Raw genomic sequence first — 17822 nt, 5'->3', positions numbered from 1 at the left:
TTCCGCAGGAGCCGGACGAGTGACACGAAGGAGCCCGAGTGACCGACTACGACCCGTTCGTCCACGAGGTGGAACCCGCACCCGGCACACACCGTGTCCGGCGAATCGTCACCGGGCTCGGCCCGGACGGCGGATCCACCGTGCTGCTCGAGGACGAAGGACGGTGGGCCCGTACCGGCCATGGCGTGCCGACGTATGTGGTGACCGATATCTGGCGCACCGGCACGGCCCCCGCTGACAACAGCGGCCCTCTGCGGGACCCGATGGACACCGGCGAGAAACTCTCCATCGCCCCCACGGCGACAGGCACCGTGTTCCGTACCCTCGAGCTGCCACCGGATTCGGAATGGCGATTCGACAGCGACGGCAACGAAATCAGGCCGCTGGCCGTCCACACCACCCGCTCGATCGACTACGCGATCGTCCTGCGCGGCGAGGTCTGGGCGGTGCTGGACGCCACCGAGGTACGCATGCGGGAAGGCGACGTACTGGTGCAACGAGGCACCTCGCACGCCTGGTCCAATCGTTCCGGTGATCCTTGCCTGATCGCCTTCGTGCTGGTCGGCGGGACTCTCCCCGAGGATGGCCCGCCGACCTGACGTCATCGCCGTGCGGAAGCCCGGTCCCCATCGCTCACGACAGGTACGGCGAAGGACCGGGCTCGTCGTCCAATGGCACCCGGCCCGAGCGGGCGAACCGGCAGATCATCATGTACGTGCCCACGACATACAGGAGTTCGGCGATCGCGCGCGACGAGAGTTCTCGCGCAGCGGCGGTGTAAATCGCGTCGCTCACCTCCACATTGCGCACGCAGTCCTCGGTGAACGCGAGCGCTGAACGGTGCTTCGGACTGAAGCAGCGGGCGGTGTGGTCACCACGCTCGATCGCGGCGATCTGCTCGTCGGAGATACCGACACTCTTGGCTGTCACGATATTCTGCCGCCACACATAACGGCAGTGCGAGAGTTTGCCGACGAGCAACACCGCGAGTCGTTCGGTCTGGGTGTCAAGCTCCATCTCGCGAAAGAGTTCGGTCAGATACTCGGCGAACGGGGGATACAATGACGATGCTCCCGCCATGGCGCGGAACAGATTGACGTCCGGCAGTCTCGCGAATGCTGCCTGCACTTCCTTCGGTGCCGCGCCGGGATCGATCAGCGGGAGTCGTTCGGCATTGTCGCTCACTGCGCAACATCCTCGACGGTAGCGGAGCCCCGATCGGCGTATCTCTTGATGGCGGTCACGATCGCGTCATAGCCCGTGCATCGACAGAGGTTCCCGCTGATGGCCTGGCGGATCTCGTCCTCGTTCGGCTTCGGATCGCGTTCGAGCAGTTCCGCCGCCGAAAAGAGCATGCCCGAGAGACAGTAGCCGCATTGAAACGCGTTGTTGTCCCAGAACGATTCCTGGAGCCCGGTGAGACCACCCACGCTCATCGACTCCAGCGTCTCGATCTCCGCGCGGTCTTCGGCGACGGCGATGTGGAGGCAGGACTTCGTGATCAGGCCGTCCAGCCGGACCGTGCAGGCTCCGCAATCACCGGTGAGGCAACCGATCTTCGGCCCGGTGATACCGAAGCGGGTACGGAGCGCTTCGACCAGGAGCTCGCGCCGGTCCACGGTCGCGGTGCGGCGATTCCCGTTCACGGTCAGCTCGAGGACCGTCAGGTCGTCATCCATCTCGTTTCCTCCTCGGTGATTGGGCGATCGGCATTCCGCTATTCACCGGTGTTCGCCCATGCCATGGTGAGCGCCCGCCGGGCCACCGGGGCCGTGACCGTTGCGCGGTAGTCACCTGGAGCGAGCACGTCGGTCCAGGGGGCGGACAACGCGGCTGTCGCTTGTGTCACCGCCGCGTCCAGTTCCTCGTCGCCGGGCGGACGCCCGAGGATGGCGGTGAGATCGACCGTCAGCGGCACCTCCTCGACGCCACCGAGGACGAGGCACGCATCCTCGCAGCGGCCCGCGTCGTCGAGGCGCAGCAGCGTCGCCGCGGTGGCGATGGGCCAGGAACTGCCTCCCCGCTTCAGCTTGACGTACCCGTGCGTGGAGGTACGCGAGGACGGCATCTCGAAACCGGTGATCACCTCATCGGCGGCCAGTGTGGTTCGCCCCGCGCCGAGGAACAGCTCCGCGACCGGCACCCGATGTGTTCCCGCGGGGCCCGAGACGACGGCGACCGCGCGGAGAGCGACGAATGCCGCGGGAACATCGGACTGTGGCCGGGCAGCGGCGACGGAACCGCCGATCGTGGCCTGATTCCGCAGGGCCGCTCCGCCGGTCACCCCGGTCGCCATGGTGCGCAGGAGCGGCGCGTAGCGCGCGACGTCCTCGCTGGCGAGAAGATCGCTGTAGGTGCACATCGCGCCGAGACATAGTCGGGAGCGCTCGACCGAGATCCTCGCGAGCCCGGCGCGGCGCAGGTCGACGACACGTCGCGGGCGGGACTCTGCACGCCCCATCTCCGGTACCACCCAGGTACCCCCGGCCAGCAACCGGCTCTCCTCGTCCAGTGCGGCGACGAGACCGGCCACGGACCGCGGTGCGAGATATTCGAAGCGGGTCGGGATCATCGGCGCGCCTCCTGGAGCGCACGCATGATCGCGACCGGACTGAGCGGCGTACGGTCGAGCCGTGCGCCGAGCGGAACGATCGCGTCGTTCACCGCGTTGAACGCGGCCGCAAGCGCCCCGGAAAACCCTGCCTCTCCGACGCCCTTCGCGCCGAGCGGCGTCCCCGGTGCCGGAGTACAGAGGTGTCCGAGCTCGACCCGCGGCACGTCGACCGCCCGCGGAAGCAGGTAGGTCTTGAAGCCGGTCGCCAGCGGAATCCCCTTGTCGTCGAATAGAAGTTGTTCACTGAAGGCCGCGCCCAGGCCCATCACGACGCCGCCGGTGATCTGCCCGTCGACCATCAGGGGATTGATCACGGTACCGCAATCGTGTGTTGCCACGTGCCGCAGCAGTGTGACGACACCGGTTTCGGTGTCGACCTCGACGACCGAGGCGTGCACCGCGTAAGGATAGGTCGTGTAGGTCTGCATCCGGCCGAGCGCATCAGGCACCTCGCGAATGTTGGCGGGCCGATACGTGCGGGTCGACTCCAGGTGTGGCTCGATATCGAGTTCGAGCAGGTAAGCACTCGTGTACACGGCACCGGCGATCTCGGCGATGGCGACGCCGCGGGAAGTGTCGCAGGTGAGCCGGGCGATGCCGTCCTCGAGGAGCACCGGTTCACCGGGATCCGCTCGGAGCAGCGCGCGGGCAGCCACGCGAATCTTGCTCGCCACATCACGAGCCGCGAGCACCGCGGCGTTGCCGCCCGTGACGACGGAACGGCTCGAAATGTTGCCGAAGCCGTACGGGCAGGTATCGGTGTCACCTTGCACCACGGAGACGGTGTCCATGGCGACACCCAGTTCGTCCGCGACGAGCTGGCAGATGCCCGTGTCACTGCCTGTACCCGGACTGGTGACCCCGGTCAGCACCGACACCTGCCCCGACGGGCTCATGCGGACCGTCGAGGTGTCGTACGCCGCGACGAAAGCAGTCGGGATGTCGGCGCTCTCGGGCATCAGCTCGAATCCGATGCCGATGCCGAGGTAGCGGCCCTGCACCCGCAGCTGTGCCTGTTCCGTGAGCAACTGTTGGTGGGAAAGGATCTCCAGCGTCTTGTCGAGGGCGGCACCGTAGTCGCCGCTGTCGAGCTCCAGACCCGAGGTGTGCCGGTAGGGGAAGGTGTCCGGGCCGACGAAGTTGCGCCGTCGAACCGTAATGGCGTCGATGCCGACCTCGGCCGCCACCCGTTCCATAAGGTGTTCCAGCAGCAATGTCGCGCCGTCCTTTCCGAACGGTTTCGTTCCGCTCCACGGCGCCTTGTTGGTGACCACCACCCGATAGCGCACTTGGCAGTGCGCTATGGCGTAGCCCAGCCCGGTGGTGAGCGCGCCCACGTACGCCATCCCCCACCCATGTGTGGGAGCGGCGGCGCCGTGATCGGTCAGTGCCTCGACGTCGACGGCGAACACCCGTCCGGCGTCGTCGAAAGCCACGCGGTAGGACAGCAGCTGCTCCCGGGCTGCCGGAAGCAGAGACGCCGCGCGCTCTTCTGTCCAGCTGACCGGCCTGCCGACCATGCGCGCGAGGACGGGCGCAATGAAGTCCTCACGGCTTCCGTACATCTTCAGTCCGAACGAGCCACCTACCTTGGGCGCGATCACCTGGACCTGGCCCTCGCGCAGTCGCATCGCCGTGGCGAGCACGGTCCGAAGCACATGCGGGTTCTGCGTCGAGGCGTAGAGAGTCAATCGCTGTCCCGCGGTGTCCCAGTCGGCCAGATACATGCGGGGCTCCATCGGCGCCGCCGTACCGCGATGGGTCCGCAGCTCACCATCGAGCACGTGCGCCGCGCCCCGTGCCACTTCGACGAAGTCGTCGCTTCCGGTCCGGCCCTCGATGAGGATGTTCTCGCCCCAGGCCGGATAGAGAACCGGGGCATCCGCGGCGAGCGCGGACTCCACATCGAGCACGACCGGCAACGGCTCGTATTCCACCTCGACCAGCAGACAGGCCGCACGGGCATCCGCCTCGGAGGTAGCGACTACCGCGGCAACCGGCTCCCCGGCGTAGACGACCTTCTCGACGGCCAGCGGGAACACGGCGCCGTGGTGTCCCCCGAGCAGCCCCGCGTCCAGCCCATGTGGAATCTCATCGCAGCACGACATCACGTCGCTACCGGTCACGACAGCGATCACACCGGCCACGCCCTCCGCCGCCGTCGTCGCGACAGACCGGATCAACCCGTGCGCGAGCGGCGCGCGCACCAGGGCGGCGTAGACCGTACCCGGCAGGACGATGTCACCGGTGTAGGTCGCGCGCGCCGTCAGGTAGTCGTCACCATCGTGCTTGCGAACCGGCCGTCCCACGAACTTGCCCACGGTCTGCTTCCCTACGGACATGGACCTGTCTCCTCGCCACACTGCGGCCTGTACGGGTCATTCCCATCCATCATGGACAGACGCTAGAAGTCGACCAGGTCGCGGTCGATCCGTTTTGCGACAACGTGATCCGCTTCCCGTCCGAGCCTTGCGCGCTCTGGCGTGATCGATGGTGACGCCGCCACGTCGGTCACTCGTTCAATGAACATCGCGTTGCGTGGGGGCCGACAGCCGCGTGAGCATTCCGCGCCAGGACCAAGAAGTTCGCGGATACACGAGGAGACCGGCCGCCATGAAATTGTTCGACGTTCGCAACGTTCCGTCCGGCGTCGACGCAGCACTCGCCCGCGCCGACAACCCGCGCCATCGGCATATGCTCAAAAACTACCGCCGCCACGCGTTGCTGGAGGTGTCCGGCTTCTGGGAAGATATCCTTGTTCCCGCCATGATCGTCGACAAGCCCTTGTACCGGATCAGCGAGCGCGGGCAGACAACGGTGTGCAACGGCATGGACGAAGTCCGCGCCTTCTACTCGAAGGTCGTCGGCGAAAGCATGAATGTTTTCGGTGCCTTGGAGGAAGAAGTCGCCGTCTCTGATTACGGCATCTTCATCGAAGCCGTCTTCGCCCAGATACTGTGCGGGGACGACCCGGCTCTCGCCCACGAGGACACCGACCCGCAAGGCACCTACCAGGTGTCACACAATTTCGCCGCCGCGTGGCCCTACCACGAGGGACGTCTGTACGGGGAGTTCATCTACGAGGACTTCGGCAGCTGGCGCGTGGACGAAGTGGACGCATCCACGCTGACCACACCCGACCAGGCACGTGCCATCCTGGCCCCCTATCTCGCCGAAAGCCCGCTGTCCGAGATCGAAAAGGGATTGACGCTTTTCGCCGGCGGCCTATGCCAGTCGAATCCTGCCGAGGGATCGGCCGAGAATCCCGGCACCGCATAACTACGGCGTCCTGCAAATCCCGAAAGAGGGCAAGGCTGATGATTTCGGTGCCACGTGATGGATATGTCGATATTCACGCCCACTTCACGACTCCGATCACCAAGGACAAATCAATACAGGACTGGCAAGGGATGCTCGGAAGAGGAATCTACCTTCCCGAACCGTTCGAATGGTCTGTGGAGCGAACGTTGGCGTACATGGACTCTCAGGTACGGCGATGCAGTTTCTGAGTAACATACCGGCCGGCCAGGACGCACTGCGCGCATCCAATGACTACGGCGCCGAGGTCGTAGCACAACATCCGGCCCGGTTTGACCTGCTGGCCGGGCTGCCGACCGACGATCCGGCTGCCGCACTGGACGAGGCGGTCCGCGGACGAGAGATCCTCGGTGCCGACGGATTCGCCGTCACGGCGCAGTACAACGGCACCTATCTCGGCAGTGAAGCCCTTTTTCCACTTTGGGAGAAGCTCGATGAATGGGGCGCCGTCGTATTCGTCCATCCGGACGCGCGGCAACCTCCGGTATTGGATCACCCGGCGCCACTGTACGAAGTGGCCTTCGAGACCGCCAGAACCGTCTTCGACATGATGTTCCGAAAGGTGTTCACCCAGTTCGCGGACATCACGTTCGTGTTCGCACACTGCGGCGGAGCCTTTCCGGCGCTGACCGGTCGAGTCTCGTTGCTCGGAAACCAGGCATGGGTGCCGCACGGTCTGTCAGCACAAGATATAGAACGTCAACTGGAGACCGTCTACGTCGATACCGCTGCGACGGCCTTCCCGAGCTCGCTCCTACCGGCGGTGGCGACCCTGGGATCCGATCACGTCGTGTACGGCAGCGACTGGGGCGCCCCCTGCACCACCGAGGAAACCGCGGAAGAAGATCGCGTCCACGACCGCCCGGCGGCAGTGTGTCTCCCGTCGACCGCCCTTACCCGCCAGCCACGGCGGATCAGGCAGCAGCGGATCGATGACCGCCCACTGCGCATCGGTTGTGTCCGACGGGTACCGGCGAGCACGACCCGCATCGGACACCTGATGGAACAGGGCCAAACGACAACACGCACTGCCCAGCCCGACCCCACCGGACGCGGTACGCCACGATAACAATAGAACTCCTGGTAGAACGGCGCTTCAGCACCGCTCGACCTACCAGGAGCTCCCTCACTATCAACAACGACACACCCACCCAGGACCAGTCCAGGAACGGCCTCTCAGACAAGCCTTCTTCCTCGCCACCTTCGCCGCGCTGATCCGTCCGGCCCGCCCATCCGCGGTTTGACAACCAGACAGGGACATCCCGCGGGCTACGCCCGCCCGGGCGAACCGCGCAGGGTCGCCAAGATTTGTCCGGCCTGGTTCTTCGCTCCCGCAACATTGGGATGCACCGGAGCCCCGATATGGGCGGGGATCATACCTTCCATCCACCGTTTCGCCAGCGCAGCACACATATCATGACCGATGCTCGTCTGGAAGGTGTCGACATAGCTGGCGCCGTGAGCCTTAGCGACCTTCGACGTCATCGCGTTGAACGATCTCGTGGTAGCGTTCAGGTATTCGATATCGCGGCCCGCCACGAAGGTCGTCGGCCAGCAGTGACGACCATCAGTGGGCAACAAATCCGGTGCGCCGACGGCCAGAATGGTCGCATATGGGGAACGCTGTCGAATTCCTTCCTGCACCCCGGCCAGTCTTGGTGCGATAGAATCGATCTTTTCTTGCAACCTGTCGTGTCCCCCGGCGGTGAACCCCTGTGCGCAGCCAGGTGAGAGGGGCCCCAGAACACCGATGACCCCACAGGCCACGAGGGTTTTGCCATACAAACCGAGATCATTTCCCCCGATGTGTACCGTGACCAGGTCGGTGTCCGCGGTGAGGGCGTCAAACTGCGGCGGCACCATTCCGTACGACTGCCCATGTTTCATATCGGCCGTTGTCGCGCCAGAACAACTGGCGTCAACGAACTCCGCCGGACGCAGTTCGCGCTCGATCTGGTGCGCATAGTTCTGAGAGGACCTGAAGCAAGGGGCACCGGCGCTCCAGGGGGCGAATGTACCAGCGGCAAAGGAATCGCCCAGGCTGACATAACGGTGGTAATTCTGTCCCGCTACCGCAGGTGAGGCAGCTACGATGCTCAGCAACGTGACCGCGGCAGCCGAGAAACTCACCCCGATACGCCGTGTCATCGAGATCTTTGATGGTCGCTTTCGCATTACCTTCTCCAATTTGTGAGCGGGTACAGAAATCACGAATGACCGCTGACGACCCAGGGAAAATTCGGTTGCCGATGACTAGTGTCGGTCACGCGGTTGCGCTGCATCACGCAAATGTGCCCGCGCGCCTCTAGAATGGCGGAAGATGAGTCTGCTGGCACTGCACTTTCTTTGCAGATCCCGGATCCAGTGCATTCACGATGATCTGCGCCACGTTGGGGTCGAACAGTAGCGTACTATGCCCGGTGTTGTCGGCCGGACAGACATCCTGAAGAACAACATTGTTCGCATTTCCCCCCTCGAGCACGCCGCTTTGCCACGGTGAGACAGGAAATCCAGACATGGCTTTTGTGATAATAGAGGTATACTGAACATCCGGAACAGCCGGACTGTTCTGATTCAGCTTCTTGATGAAGTTCGAAGTCGATGCGAACTCGGGCACTGCACCACCGAGGCCCGCGACGCTGAATGCGGCATCCACCATGGGAGACACGCCGAGCCACTTGAAAAACCCGTAGAGGTTCCCGAGTCCAGCCAGATCGCTTCCTCTCCACAAGGGAGCCATCGCAACATGACGTGCCACCTTGGACCGTCCGTCGAGGAACTTGACATAGTAGTCAGGCATCAGACTTCCTTCAGAATGCCCAACTATGTCCACTTTCTTTGCCGCGGTCTGTTCGAGGACTCTGTCGACGAAACTCCCCAGCTTCTTGGCGCTGTCCTCCATACGATCACGGCCGCCGACCTGGTTGACCACAGGGATATCGGGCCACGCCTGGTTTCCATACGTCAGCGAGTAGACGCAGTACCCGTTGTTTTTCAACAGCGGTGCGATAGTAGGCCAGCTGATCGACTGGTTCATTCCATAGCCATGGACGAGAACCACCGGATTCGGATGCTCAGCACTAGGCCGGCACCCCCAATCGTTCGATCCTGGAGGGCTCGCTTCAGGTCGCCCGAACAGACCCTTGGTTACGTTACCGAAGACAGTTTCGGCAGCATTCTCCACTCCGAACCACCCATAGGGAACCGGCAATTCTCCGCTCACCGTCGCAGCAGATGCCGAAACAGCCGATGAGAAAAGCAACAACACGACGATCAGAACGGGAACGGCCACTCGCTTCATATTCACAAGACCTGCCCTTCCGAACAGAAAGCATGGGCGCCGGCGTAGAGAGTTCAGCCGTCGATACCACCTGCCACAGCAAGCATCAGCGGAGTGCATATATTCATACACGCATGAAGGAAAACCGTCAAGATTTCCAGCCACCTGCGTGAACGATCAGGGCTCGCCGCGCCGGTCGGCCCTGCGGACAACGGGCACGCGCGCCGGGCACCGGCAACAGCTGCGCTCGCGGGACCGCGAGAGTTTCCGATAGCACGCAACGATGACATCGGACCGATTCGCCTTCGCCCTGTTCACGGTCGGCAAGACCATCGGTGGGCAACGATATGTCCTCGAATATGGCACAATTGCTCCTATGGCGACTGCCTCTGCTTCAGACCGCGCGAGGGCGGCGCACCTGGGACCTGATCGTCGCCGGCCGCAGGTCCTGGATGCCGCCCTGCACATCGCCGCACGAGAGGGAGTCGGTGCCATCTCCATCGGATCGGTCGCGAAGCATCTTCAGGTGACCCGCCCGGTGATATACGCATGCTTCACTGACCGAATAGCCTTGATAGAGGCCCTGGTACAACGAGAACAGCAAACCCTGGTCGAAGGCGTCATGGGCGCCTTGCCGAAAGGAAGCCCCAGACCGACGGAACGGGTGTTCATATCGGGAGTGCGCGCACTCCTACAGGTGGTCGACGCGAACCTGGACTCATGGCGAGTCGTCTTCGATTCGAATCCCGACCCTGCCGTCGTAGAAACATTCGGCCGAGCCAGGAAGCTGGTCGCCAAACAAGTCGAGCGACTTCTCGATGCAGCGCTACGGTATTGGGGAACCGTGGAAACCGAACGCAAGCTCCCTATGCTGGTCGAATTCTTCATGGCGGTGTGCGAAGGCGCTGTTCGTGCCGGAACGAAGACCGAGAACAACCCAGATTACGAAGAAATAGCAACCTATTTCGGACGTTCACTGTACCAAGCACTGCGAACGGCATAGCTGGCGCCGGTCGGTAAACCGCCTATTGAACTTCCCTCACGACCGGATGCTGCTCATCGGGAAGTTCCGTGGCCCAGTCGATCCGGCTTCGCGCTCCTGAGAATGCAGTACTGCAAGCGATGACGTCGTGACTCTTTCATCGAGCAGTGCCTCGGCCGCTGGCGAACCGAGCGGAGCTCTCGACCGTGGAGTGCGATAAGTGTACCCACGAGTTTCAGTTCCCTTTGCGGCCTTGCACGGTGTCACCTGAGTGTCCCTTTGTCTATCCGCTCGCCAGCCACCGTCACCATCGGGCATGAACCCGGGCCCGTAGGCGATGATCTTTTTTTTCCGCGATTGTTTTCTTCGTTCGGATCAATGACTTGACAATGGTTCAGCCCGCAGTCGGCCAGGAATCGAGCCGGAGGTGTGCTGCGCGACCGCAACGGGTCTGCCATTACCGGCGTGCGATCAGGAGCAGTCGGGAGCTTGCCAGAGCGAACGGGGCGCCCTCGGTGTCTGCGTACATCTCGACCTCGCTGAATCCGGCATTCAGACAGAGCCTTGCGCATTCTGCCGAGGTGTAGACCTGCTGGATGGATGTTCCGTTCGCCTGTTCGTTTCCGCGGCGGAATGTGTACGAGGTGAGTAGCTGGCTGTGTGTGGTGTCGTAGCTGTTGCGTGCTACGACCTCGATGTCACCTGCCTGCATGGGGATGTCCTCATGCAGGCAGGGCAGCAACGCCTCAGCCACCGCGCCGTAATCAACGGCGAGGAACCCGTCAGGAGCGATGATCTGCCCCAGAGCAGACATCAGTGAGCAGGTATCGTCGTGGGTGAGGTAACCGAAGCTGTTGCCCATGCAGATGACGGCGTCAGCGCGCAGTCCGTCGGGCAGGCGCTGCATGTCGGCACGACGGAAATCGATCTCCAGACCCTCGGCAGCGGCCAATCCGGCAGCGTGTTCAACAGCCTCCACCGAGATGTCGAGCCCAGTGACGGTGTAACCGCGGCGAGCGAGCGCGAGGCTGTGTCGTCCGCTGCCGCATGGTAGGTCCAAGACAGCGGCGCCAGGCCGCAGGCGCCCTGTCCGCGCCAGGAACTCGACCTCGGCCTCGGTCGCCTCAGGCGGCACGGCCGCCCGCCAGAAGGCGTTGGCAAGCTCACCGAAGAAGTCGGTGTACCAGGGGGCAGAAGGGTGGGTCGGCGCGTGCCACGCCGGGGAAAAGTTTTGCGACACTTGATGTACTCCAAGGCATGCGGATGCGCCGAAGCGCAACACTCACAAGAGCCCGCACAGGGCTCCGGACAGTCTGTGCTGACCGGGGTCCGATGGAACCGGTACAAGCCCCCGGTCATCACCGGCGGCAGTCATGGCATCGCCTTTTCATACGGTCAAGAGCGCGAACGCCCACGCAATATCGAAACTCCCACGCTACATGACCTGCCGAGCGTTGAACAACACTCGTCCCTGTCGGCCGGTCCATGGTGGACAGCCCGTCGGCAGTGAGGCCAGCGAGCAACCGCACATCTTCGGGGCTGAGTTTCAACTCCGCGGCCCACACCAAGACCAGCGCCCAGGCGACCGCGTGCTGCCTGCTCCTTAAAGCGCACGCCTCCATGATTCAAGGGGAACTTCACACCGAGGACGGCACTACCCGGGATGAGTGCAGCGTTGGCGGGGCTGGTCAGGTTTCGTCAAGCAGTGATCGGGCTTGCAGTGCCAGCCAGAGTTCGGCGATATCGCGGGTGTCGTTCACGTTGTGGCCGGTGATCTCTTCGACCTTCCGGATTCGGTACAGCACGGTTTGCCGGTGTACGTGCAGCGCATCGGCGGTTTTTCGCCAGGAACGCTGATTGTCGAGGAATGCCGCGAGCGTGTGCATCAATCCGGACTGGTGTTGTCGTTCGTGTTCGATGAGACGGCCCAGGACACGCAGCACCAAGGCATTGGCATCGTCGATCCCGGCGACGCCGAGCAGCGGTGTCGCTTCGCCGTATCGAAAGGTACGCGGGGTGACGCCGGCGGCGGCGCGGGCCGCCCAACTGGCTTCGCGTGCTGCTTCGGGGATTCGTTCGGCGGTCGCGATGACGGCGCTGATCCCCATCAACGCTTCGCCGCCGAGGTCTGCCCGTATCACGGAGCTGGTCCGCTCTCCTCCGGTGCAGAGGACGTACAGCAGGCCTTGCCGGTGGACGACCAGGTGCCGGACGTCGTTACGCCACAGGCTGATGTGCAGTTCACGAAGCTTCTCGATGTCCTCGGAGGTGATCGCGATGAAACGGGCTTGCGAAACGTCCAGGCCCAGTGCGTCCAGTTGGCGAGCTCCGCCCGGTGCGTCGATCTGTCCCTGCATCAGCTGTGCCAGCAGTTCGGCACCCAGGCGCCGATTCTGCTCGATGTTCACCAGCGACTGGGACAACTCGAGGGCCAGCACCGTGGCCGCGTGCTGCATGAGGATCGCGTCCGGCATGTGGCGGGCATCCGAAACCAGGACCAGTACCGCGCTGGGTTGGGTCGGAATGTCCACCAGCCGCAGCTGTCGGCCATCCCGCAGTGCGATGGTGAAGGCTCCCGCCCGCAGGTCGGAGGCTCCCGGGGCGGCCTGCCGCAAAGCGTCGGCGAGCGCGGAATCGAACGGGGCATCCCGCGGATACCACGGTTGGGCCGTCGCGCGGTGACAGACCTGAACCTCGCACCCCAGCTGCCCGGACAAATCCCGGGACAGTGTCGAGGAATCCCCGCGATGTACCACCATTCGTTGCATGGCGTGGTAGATTCGCTCGGTGCGGATCAACCGGTCGGACTGCTCCAGTAGGTTCGCGGCGGCAACGGCCTGCGAGATGGCGACGAACGGGAACGGGTAGGCCACGATGAGCACGCTGAACCCGAGCCGCTCGCTTTCCTCGGCGAATTCGTCGGACAAGGGCGGGCAATACATCTGCTCACCGATGGCCAGTCCGCTCGCCCCGGTCTCGATCAGGTGTTGCAGGAGCACGCACTGGCCATCGCTGTCGTCGGGAAACGACATGCCGTTGGTCAGCAGCAGCTCACCACCGGCCAGCCATCGCCACGGTTCCGGCAGGTCGGATGTGTGTACCCAGGAGATCTCCCGATCGAGGCCACTCGTACCAGAGTGCAACCGCAGTCGAAGGTGTGGCACCTCGAGCAGATCCGCCACCGTGATCGCCATACCCATAGGTTACCGATCCGTACAGGGTGTCCTTGTGCGTTCGCACATCTGTGCTCACGGTGCCCTAGGGCTCACCGGAGCGGCTGCAACGGTCAGGTGGCGGCGGTAGCCGGCGAACCAGGCACGGTGTTCCCGGTTTTACTCATGAGCGTGACGAGATCGAAGGCGACGGTCGCCGCGGCGACGCAGGTGATTTCGGCGTGATCATAAGCGGGGGCCGTTTCGACGACATCGGCTCCGACCAGGTTGAGCCCGTCGAGACGACGGAGCAGATGCAGCAGTTCGCGGCTGGTGAATCCGCCCATCTCGGGCGTGCCTGTTCCTGGTGCGAAAGCCGGGTCGAGCACATCGATGTCCACCGAGAGGTAGACCGGCGCGTCGCCCACCCGGCGCCGTACGGCGTCGACCGCCCCGTCGATGCCGAGTGTGTCCAGGTCTCCGGCGCGCAGGATCCGGAATCCGAACGACGCGTCGTTGACGAGGTCGAGTTGGTCGTAGATCGGCCCGCGAATGCCGAGGTGCATCGATTTCTCTTCGGCGAGCAGTCCTTCCTCGAACGCGCGGCGGAAAACCGTCCCGTGAGTGATCGGCGCCTTGAAATACGTGTCCCAGGTGTCCAGGTGCGCGTCGAAGTGGACAAGGGCGATCGATCCGTATTTCTCCCGTGCGGCGCGCAACATGGGCAGCGCGACCGTGTGGTCACCGCCGATGGTCACCAGGCGCCGGTCCTTGCCGCCCACGACTTCGCGCGCGAAGCCCTCGATCTGGTGGACCGCATCCTCGATGCAGTACGGCGTGCACGCTACGTCGCCGGCGTCGACGACCTGGACCTGCCGCAATGGCGCGGTGTCCAGCTCGACGTGAAACGCCGGTCGCAGGTGGCGTGAAGCCTGCCGGACCCCCATCGGCCCGAACCGCGCCCCTGGCCGGTACGACGTGCCTCCATCGAAGGGCACCCCGAGAACCGCGATGTCGTAGTCGGGTACGGCGTCGATAACCGGGATGCGCGCGAAGGTGCCGAGGCCGGCGAATCGCGGGACCGTGGTGGCTTCGAGGGCGCCGATCGGCTGATGGTCACTCATCGTGGCTCCGTTCTTTCTGGGTGGATGGATTGCCGGTGGTTTCGCGATATTGCCCGGGATTTGCGCCGCGCGAGCACCGTGACGGTGGCGTAGTACAGCGGCGACACGACGATCAGACCCACGAGGAAGGAGAGGTCGGTGTTCCCGAGCAGTCTCGCTATCGGACCGGTGTATGCCGTACCGAGGACCATGAAGGGGATTTGGACCACGACCCCGATGAGGTAGCAGAGCACCGCGGGCCAGTTCACGAGCCCGTAACGGCCGCCGTCGCGGCGGAAGAAGTCCTCGACCGTGTAGTCACCGTGCCGGATCAGGTAGTAGTCGACCAGGTTGACCGCTGTCCACGGAACCAAGGACCCGAGCAATAGGGTCAGAAAGTTGTTGTAGGTCTGCGTGAAATCGTCGCCGACGGTGAGCGCTACGCTGATCGCGATCAGGACGAGACCGGCGGCGATCAGCGCCCGTTCCCGGCCACGGGCGGCGAACCGCGGGGCGAAGGTCTGCACGACGGTGATGGTGCACAGCGTTCCGCAGTAGAGGTTCATCGCGTTCGTCGCGGCGACACCGACGCTGAACACGACGACGACCAGCCCACTGATCCCCGCGGTGGCCTTGGTGAGGGCGACGACCGGGTCCAGATTCGGCAGGAGCAGCCCGACACTGGCACCGAGGAACATAGGCAGGATCGAACCGAGGGTGGTACCCCAATAACTCATCCAGAACGCGGGCTTCGCGCCGGTTTTCACCGGCAGATAACGAGAATAGTCCGAAACATAGGGAGCGTAGGCGAGCTGCCACACCGCGGATGCCGACACCGTGCCCATGAAACCGGCCAGGCTCGCCCCGCTGGTGTGGAAGAACTCGGCGGGCACCGAGTGCACCGCGAATATCCAGACGAACGCCAACAGCAGGACCGCGCCGGAAAGATAGGTCATGATCCGCGCATACGTGTGAATCAGCGCATATCCCCAGATGGCAGCGGCCAGGCTGATGACGGCGATGATGAGAATGCCGCCGCTGTGGCCGAGCGGCGGAATGACCGAGGCGAGCGACGCACCGCCGAAGATCAGGATCGAGGTGAAGAAACCGAGGTACATCAATACGACGATCAGCACGATCAGCACCGAACCCCGCGACCCGAACTGTCCCTTGGTCTGGACCATCTGCGGGACACCCAGACGCGGGCCCTGTGCCGAGTGCAACGCCATGAAGACCGCACCGACCAGGTTCCCGATGATGATCGCCAATGCCGCGGACCATGCAGGCTGCCCGAACACCGTGGTCGACAAGGCTCCGGTGACGATGGCCAGAACCATGACATTGGTGCCGAACCAGATCGTGAACATGTCCCGGTTCGTGCCACTCCGCTGATCGGCTGGGATCGGCTGAATGGTGGCGGACTCGATGCCCACCGCGGACTTCTGTGGCCCGGTCAGCGGTTCAGTCATGCCACTGTTCCTTCCCTGTCAACGGGTTCGGTTGAGCATGATGTGTTTGGTACGCGAGTAGTCCTCGAGTGCGTACGCCGACAAGTCACGCCCGTAGCCGGATGCCTTGAAACCGCCCCAGGGCATTTCGGTGGCAAAGGCGAGATGGTCGTTGATCCAGACCGTGCCGAAGTCCAGCCGCGCGGGGACATCGGCGGACCGGCGTGCACTCGTGGTCCAGACCGAGGCCGACAGGCCGTAGGGCACGTCGTTCGCCGCATCGATGGCCGCGTCCTCACCGGTGAATTTCTCCACGGTCACGACCGGGCCGAAGATCTCCTCGCGGACACATTCCGCGCCACCGGGGATGTCGACCAGAACGGTCGGGGGCATGAAGAATCCGGCACCACCGGCTGCCTGTCCGCCCGTCGTGGCGCGCACGCCTTCGGCATAGGCGCGCTCGAGGAAGCCGGTCACCCGGTCCCGATGTTCCTCGGTGACCAGCGGCCCCATCTCGATGTGCTCCCCCTCCGCCGGGTCGCCCACCACGAGTGCCTCCGCGCGGGCGGTCAGGAGCGCGACCAGCTCGTCATGTACCGATTCCTCGACGAGAATCCGGCACGCGGCACCACAGTCCTGACCGGTGTTCCCGAAGCCCGCGAAAACGACGCCGTCGGCCACCGCTTCCAGATCGGCATCGGCGAAAACCACGACGGGCGCCTTGCCACCGAGCTCCAGGTGCACACGTTTGAGCGAGTCGGCCGCCGCGTGTGCCACCGCCTTGCCGCTGCCCACGCTTCCGGTGACCGACACGAGCGCCACATCCGGATGAGTGGCAAGGGCCTCCCCGACGACCGATCCCCTGCCGGTGACCACGTTGAGCACCCCGGAGGGCAGCACGGGGTCCAGCAGCTCCGCCAGCCGCAACACGGTCAACGGGGTCTGCTCGGACGGTTTCAGCACGCAGGTGTCGCCCACCGCGAGGATCGGGCCGATCTTCCAGGCCGCGGTCATGAGCGGGTAGTTCCACGGGATGATACCGGCGACGACACCCACCGGTTCCCGCACGAGCATCGAGGTGCGGCCCGCTACGTACTCACCGGCGCTGACCCCTGGCTGGGAACGAGCAGCGCCTGCCATGAAACGCAGCGTGTCGATGGTTCCGGCAACATCCTCACGCGCCAGCGGCATCGGCTTTCCGGCGTTGACCGATTCCAGCTGGGCGAGATCTTCGGCATGTGTGGTGACCACTTCGGCCGCCTGGAGCAGCAGTTCCGACCGCTCCGCGGGGGTCCGCCGGGACCATTGCGGGAAAGCCGCTTTGGCAGCCGCCACGGCCCTGTCGACATCTGCCGTCGTGCCGCACGGTGCTTGGGCGATCTGTTGGCCCGTCGCGGGATTGCGGACCTGATGGACTTCGGATGAGGTACCGGTCCAGTGTTCGCCGTTGATGAAGTGCGTCAACGCCGTAGGTGCGCAGTTTGTTCGGGTGTCAGTCATCGGGAATCCTTCGTGGGTCGGTCGCACCGGTTCGGAAATCCACGGTCGACGACCTCCGCCAACATGTCGACGTAGGTGTCGGTGTCTTCGTGGGCCGGTCGTGGTGGCGGGGTATAGGACAGTGCCGCCTTCACCCGGGTGCTGAGAAAGTACGCACCGGCGGTCAGCACAGTGAGGGCTTCGAACTGGTCCGGGCTGTCCGCAGCCAGTTGCCCCAACGCCGCCTCGGGGTCGGCGCCGGAACACGAAGCCAGTGCACGGATGAACGCGTCGGACAGGTCCGGCCGATAGCCAAGGGCTTGGTCGACCAAGGCATCGGGAACCCCTGCTTCGGCAGCGGAAGGCATCGGTCCGGATGCGGGAATGAGTACGTCGGCGAGTGCGGCAAAAGCGCGCCGCTGTCCGGCATCGAGTGTCATGGGTTC

Annotated in this window: 16 protein-coding genes and 1 pseudogene; 4 read left to right on the top strand and 13 right to left on the bottom strand. The window is 64.2% G+C overall.

Features of this window, described 5'->3' with window-relative positions:
• Positions 1-38 precede the first annotated feature (38 nt).
• Positions 39-599, top strand: coding sequence for a cupin domain-containing protein (locus A37U_RS42635; RefSeq protein ID WP_020495861.1), 561 nt, complete (start codon positions 39-41; stop codon positions 597-599).
• A gap of 34 nt (positions 600-633) precedes the next feature.
• On the opposite strand, the gene A37U_RS48145 is transcribed toward A37U_RS42635, so the two are convergent.
• From A37U_RS48145 to A37U_RS0106745, 4 genes are read right to left on the bottom strand one after another with little or no spacing between them, the layout of a single operon-like run.
• Positions 634-1185: a carboxymuconolactone decarboxylase family protein gene (locus A37U_RS48145; protein WP_020495860.1), complete on the bottom strand. Its 552-nt coding sequence runs from the start codon at positions 1183-1185 to the stop codon at positions 634-636.
• A complete protein-coding gene (locus tag A37U_RS0106755; protein ID WP_020495859.1) occupies positions 1182-1679 on the bottom strand; it encodes a (2Fe-2S)-binding protein in 498 nt (165 codons plus the stop codon). The genes A37U_RS48145 and A37U_RS0106755 overlap by 4 nt, the downstream gene beginning before the upstream one ends.
• Positions 1680-1717: 38 nt before the next feature.
• Entirely contained in the window at positions 1718-2572 is an 855-nt protein-coding gene (locus A37U_RS48140; protein WP_020495858.1) for an FAD binding domain-containing protein, read from the bottom strand.
• The gene (locus tag A37U_RS0106745; RefSeq protein WP_020495857.1) at positions 2569-4956 is read right to left on the bottom strand and encodes a xanthine dehydrogenase family protein molybdopterin-binding subunit; all 2388 of its coding nucleotides are present in this window, start codon (positions 4954-4956) and stop codon (positions 2569-2571) included. Before A37U_RS0106745 ends, A37U_RS48140 begins: the two co-directional genes overlap by 4 nt.
• Positions 4957-5227: 271 nt before the next feature.
• Here A37U_RS0106745 and A37U_RS0106740 point away from each other — a divergent pair, with 271 nt between their 5' ends.
• Both A37U_RS0106740 and A37U_RS53420 read left to right on the top strand, forming a co-directional pair.
• Complete coding sequence (locus tag A37U_RS0106740) at positions 5228-5893, top strand: hypothetical protein (protein ID WP_020495856.1); 666 nt, start codon at positions 5228-5230, stop codon at positions 5891-5893.
• Between the two features lie 169 nt (positions 5894-6062).
• Positions 6063-6689 (top strand): annotated as a pseudogene (locus A37U_RS53420) (amidohydrolase family protein); the annotation flags it as partial.
• On the opposite strand, the gene A37U_RS53415 reads toward A37U_RS53420, so the two are convergent.
• The 3 genes from A37U_RS53415 to A37U_RS0106725 form a co-directional block, all read right to left on the bottom strand.
• Positions 6687-6929 carry a transposase gene (locus A37U_RS53415; RefSeq protein ID WP_420806227.1) on the bottom strand — a complete coding sequence of 81 codons (243 nt, stop codon included), beginning with the start codon at positions 6927-6929 and terminating at the stop codon, positions 6687-6689. The pseudogene A37U_RS53420 and the gene A37U_RS53415 overlap by 3 nt on opposite strands.
• A gap of 272 nt (positions 6930-7201) precedes the next feature.
• Positions 7202-8080 (bottom strand): SGNH/GDSL hydrolase family protein, encoded by an 879-nt coding sequence (locus A37U_RS0106730; RefSeq protein ID WP_026196938.1) that lies wholly within the window; start codon positions 8078-8080, stop codon positions 7202-7204.
• Between the two features lie 157 nt (positions 8081-8237).
• Entirely contained in the window at positions 8238-9224 is a 987-nt protein-coding gene (locus A37U_RS0106725) for a lipase family alpha/beta hydrolase (RefSeq protein WP_157182667.1), read from the bottom strand.
• 271 nt (positions 9225-9495) lie between these two features.
• Here A37U_RS0106725 and A37U_RS49050 point away from each other — a divergent pair, with 271 nt between their 5' ends.
• Complete coding sequence (locus tag A37U_RS49050; protein ID WP_083933258.1) at positions 9496-10215, top strand: TetR/AcrR family transcriptional regulator; 720 nt, start codon at positions 9496-9498, stop codon at positions 10213-10215.
• A gap of 436 nt (positions 10216-10651) precedes the next feature.
• Here the strand turns inward: A37U_RS49050 and A37U_RS0106715 are convergent, their stop codons facing one another.
• The 6 genes from A37U_RS0106715 to A37U_RS0106690 form a co-directional block, all read right to left on the bottom strand.
• On the bottom strand, positions 10652-11434 hold the full coding sequence (locus A37U_RS0106715; RefSeq protein ID WP_020495851.1) for an SAM-dependent methyltransferase: 783 nt from the start codon (positions 11432-11434) through the stop codon (positions 10652-10654).
• A gap of 448 nt (positions 11435-11882) precedes the next feature.
• Positions 11883-13388, bottom strand: coding sequence for a PucR family transcriptional regulator (locus A37U_RS0106710; protein WP_026196935.1), 1506 nt, complete (start codon positions 13386-13388; stop codon positions 11883-11885).
• 92 nt (positions 13389-13480) lie between these two features.
• Positions 13481-14470, bottom strand: a complete 990-nt coding sequence (speB, locus tag A37U_RS42615) for an agmatinase (protein WP_020495849.1) — start codon at positions 14468-14470, stop codon at positions 13481-13483.
• Positions 14467-15918: a purine-cytosine permease family protein gene (locus A37U_RS0106700; RefSeq protein ID WP_020495848.1), complete on the bottom strand. Its 1452-nt coding sequence runs from the start codon at positions 15916-15918 to the stop codon at positions 14467-14469. The genes speB and A37U_RS0106700 overlap by 4 nt, the downstream gene beginning before the upstream one ends.
• Positions 15919-15936: 18 nt before the next feature.
• Positions 15937-17397, bottom strand: a complete 1461-nt coding sequence (locus A37U_RS0106695; RefSeq protein WP_026196934.1) for an aminobutyraldehyde dehydrogenase — start codon at positions 17395-17397, stop codon at positions 15937-15939.
• Positions 17394-17816: a gluconate 2-dehydrogenase subunit 3 family protein gene (locus A37U_RS0106690; RefSeq protein ID WP_020495846.1), complete on the bottom strand. Its 423-nt coding sequence runs from the start codon at positions 17814-17816 to the stop codon at positions 17394-17396. Before A37U_RS0106690 ends, A37U_RS0106695 begins: the two co-directional genes overlap by 4 nt.
• Positions 17817-17822: the final 6 nt, after the last annotated feature.

The sequence above is a fragment of the Sciscionella marina DSM 45152 genome, assembly GCF_000379465.1.
GTDB lineage: Bacteria > Actinomycetota > Actinomycetes > Mycobacteriales > Pseudonocardiaceae > Sciscionella > Sciscionella marina.
This window is presented reverse-complemented; position numbering and strand designations above follow the sequence as displayed.

Bases quoted from the DNA above. Each gene is read 5' to 3' on its own strand.
- A37U_RS0106755 (WP_020495859.1), bottom strand. From the start codon at position 1,679: ATGGATGACGACCTGACGGTCCTCGAGCTGACCGTGAACGGGAATCGC.
- A37U_RS48140 (WP_020495858.1), bottom strand. From the start codon at position 2,572: ATGATCCCGACCCGCTTCGAATATCTCGCACCGCGGTCCGTGGCCGGT.
- A37U_RS0106745 (WP_020495857.1), bottom strand. From the start codon at position 4,956: ATGTCCGTAGGGAAGCAGACCGTGGGCAAGTTCGTGGGACGGCCGGTT.
- A37U_RS0106740 (WP_020495856.1), top strand. From the start codon at position 5,228: ATGAAATTGTTCGACGTTCGCAACGTTCCGTCCGGCGTCGACGCAGCA.
- A37U_RS0106730 (WP_026196938.1), bottom strand. From the start codon at position 8,080: ATGACACGGCGTATCGGGGTGAGTTTCTCGGCTGCCGCGGTCACGTTG.
- A37U_RS49050 (WP_083933258.1), top strand. From the start codon at position 9,496: ATGACATCGGACCGATTCGCCTTCGCCCTGTTCACGGTCGGCAAGACC.
- A37U_RS0106710 (WP_026196935.1), bottom strand. From the start codon at position 13,388: ATGGCGATCACGGTGGCGGATCTGCTCGAGGTGCCACACCTTCGACTG.
- speB (WP_020495849.1), bottom strand. From the start codon at position 14,470: ATGAGTGACCATCAGCCGATCGGCGCCCTCGAAGCCACCACGGTCCCG.
- A37U_RS0106700 (WP_020495848.1), bottom strand. From the start codon at position 15,918: ATGACTGAACCGCTGACCGGGCCACAGAAGTCCGCGGTGGGCATCGAG.
- A37U_RS0106695 (WP_026196934.1), bottom strand. From the start codon at position 17,397: ATGACTGACACCCGAACAAACTGCGCACCTACGGCGTTGACGCACTTC.
- A37U_RS0106690 (WP_020495846.1), bottom strand. From the start codon at position 17,816: ATGACACTCGATGCCGGACAGCGGCGCGCTTTTGCCGCACTCGCCGAC.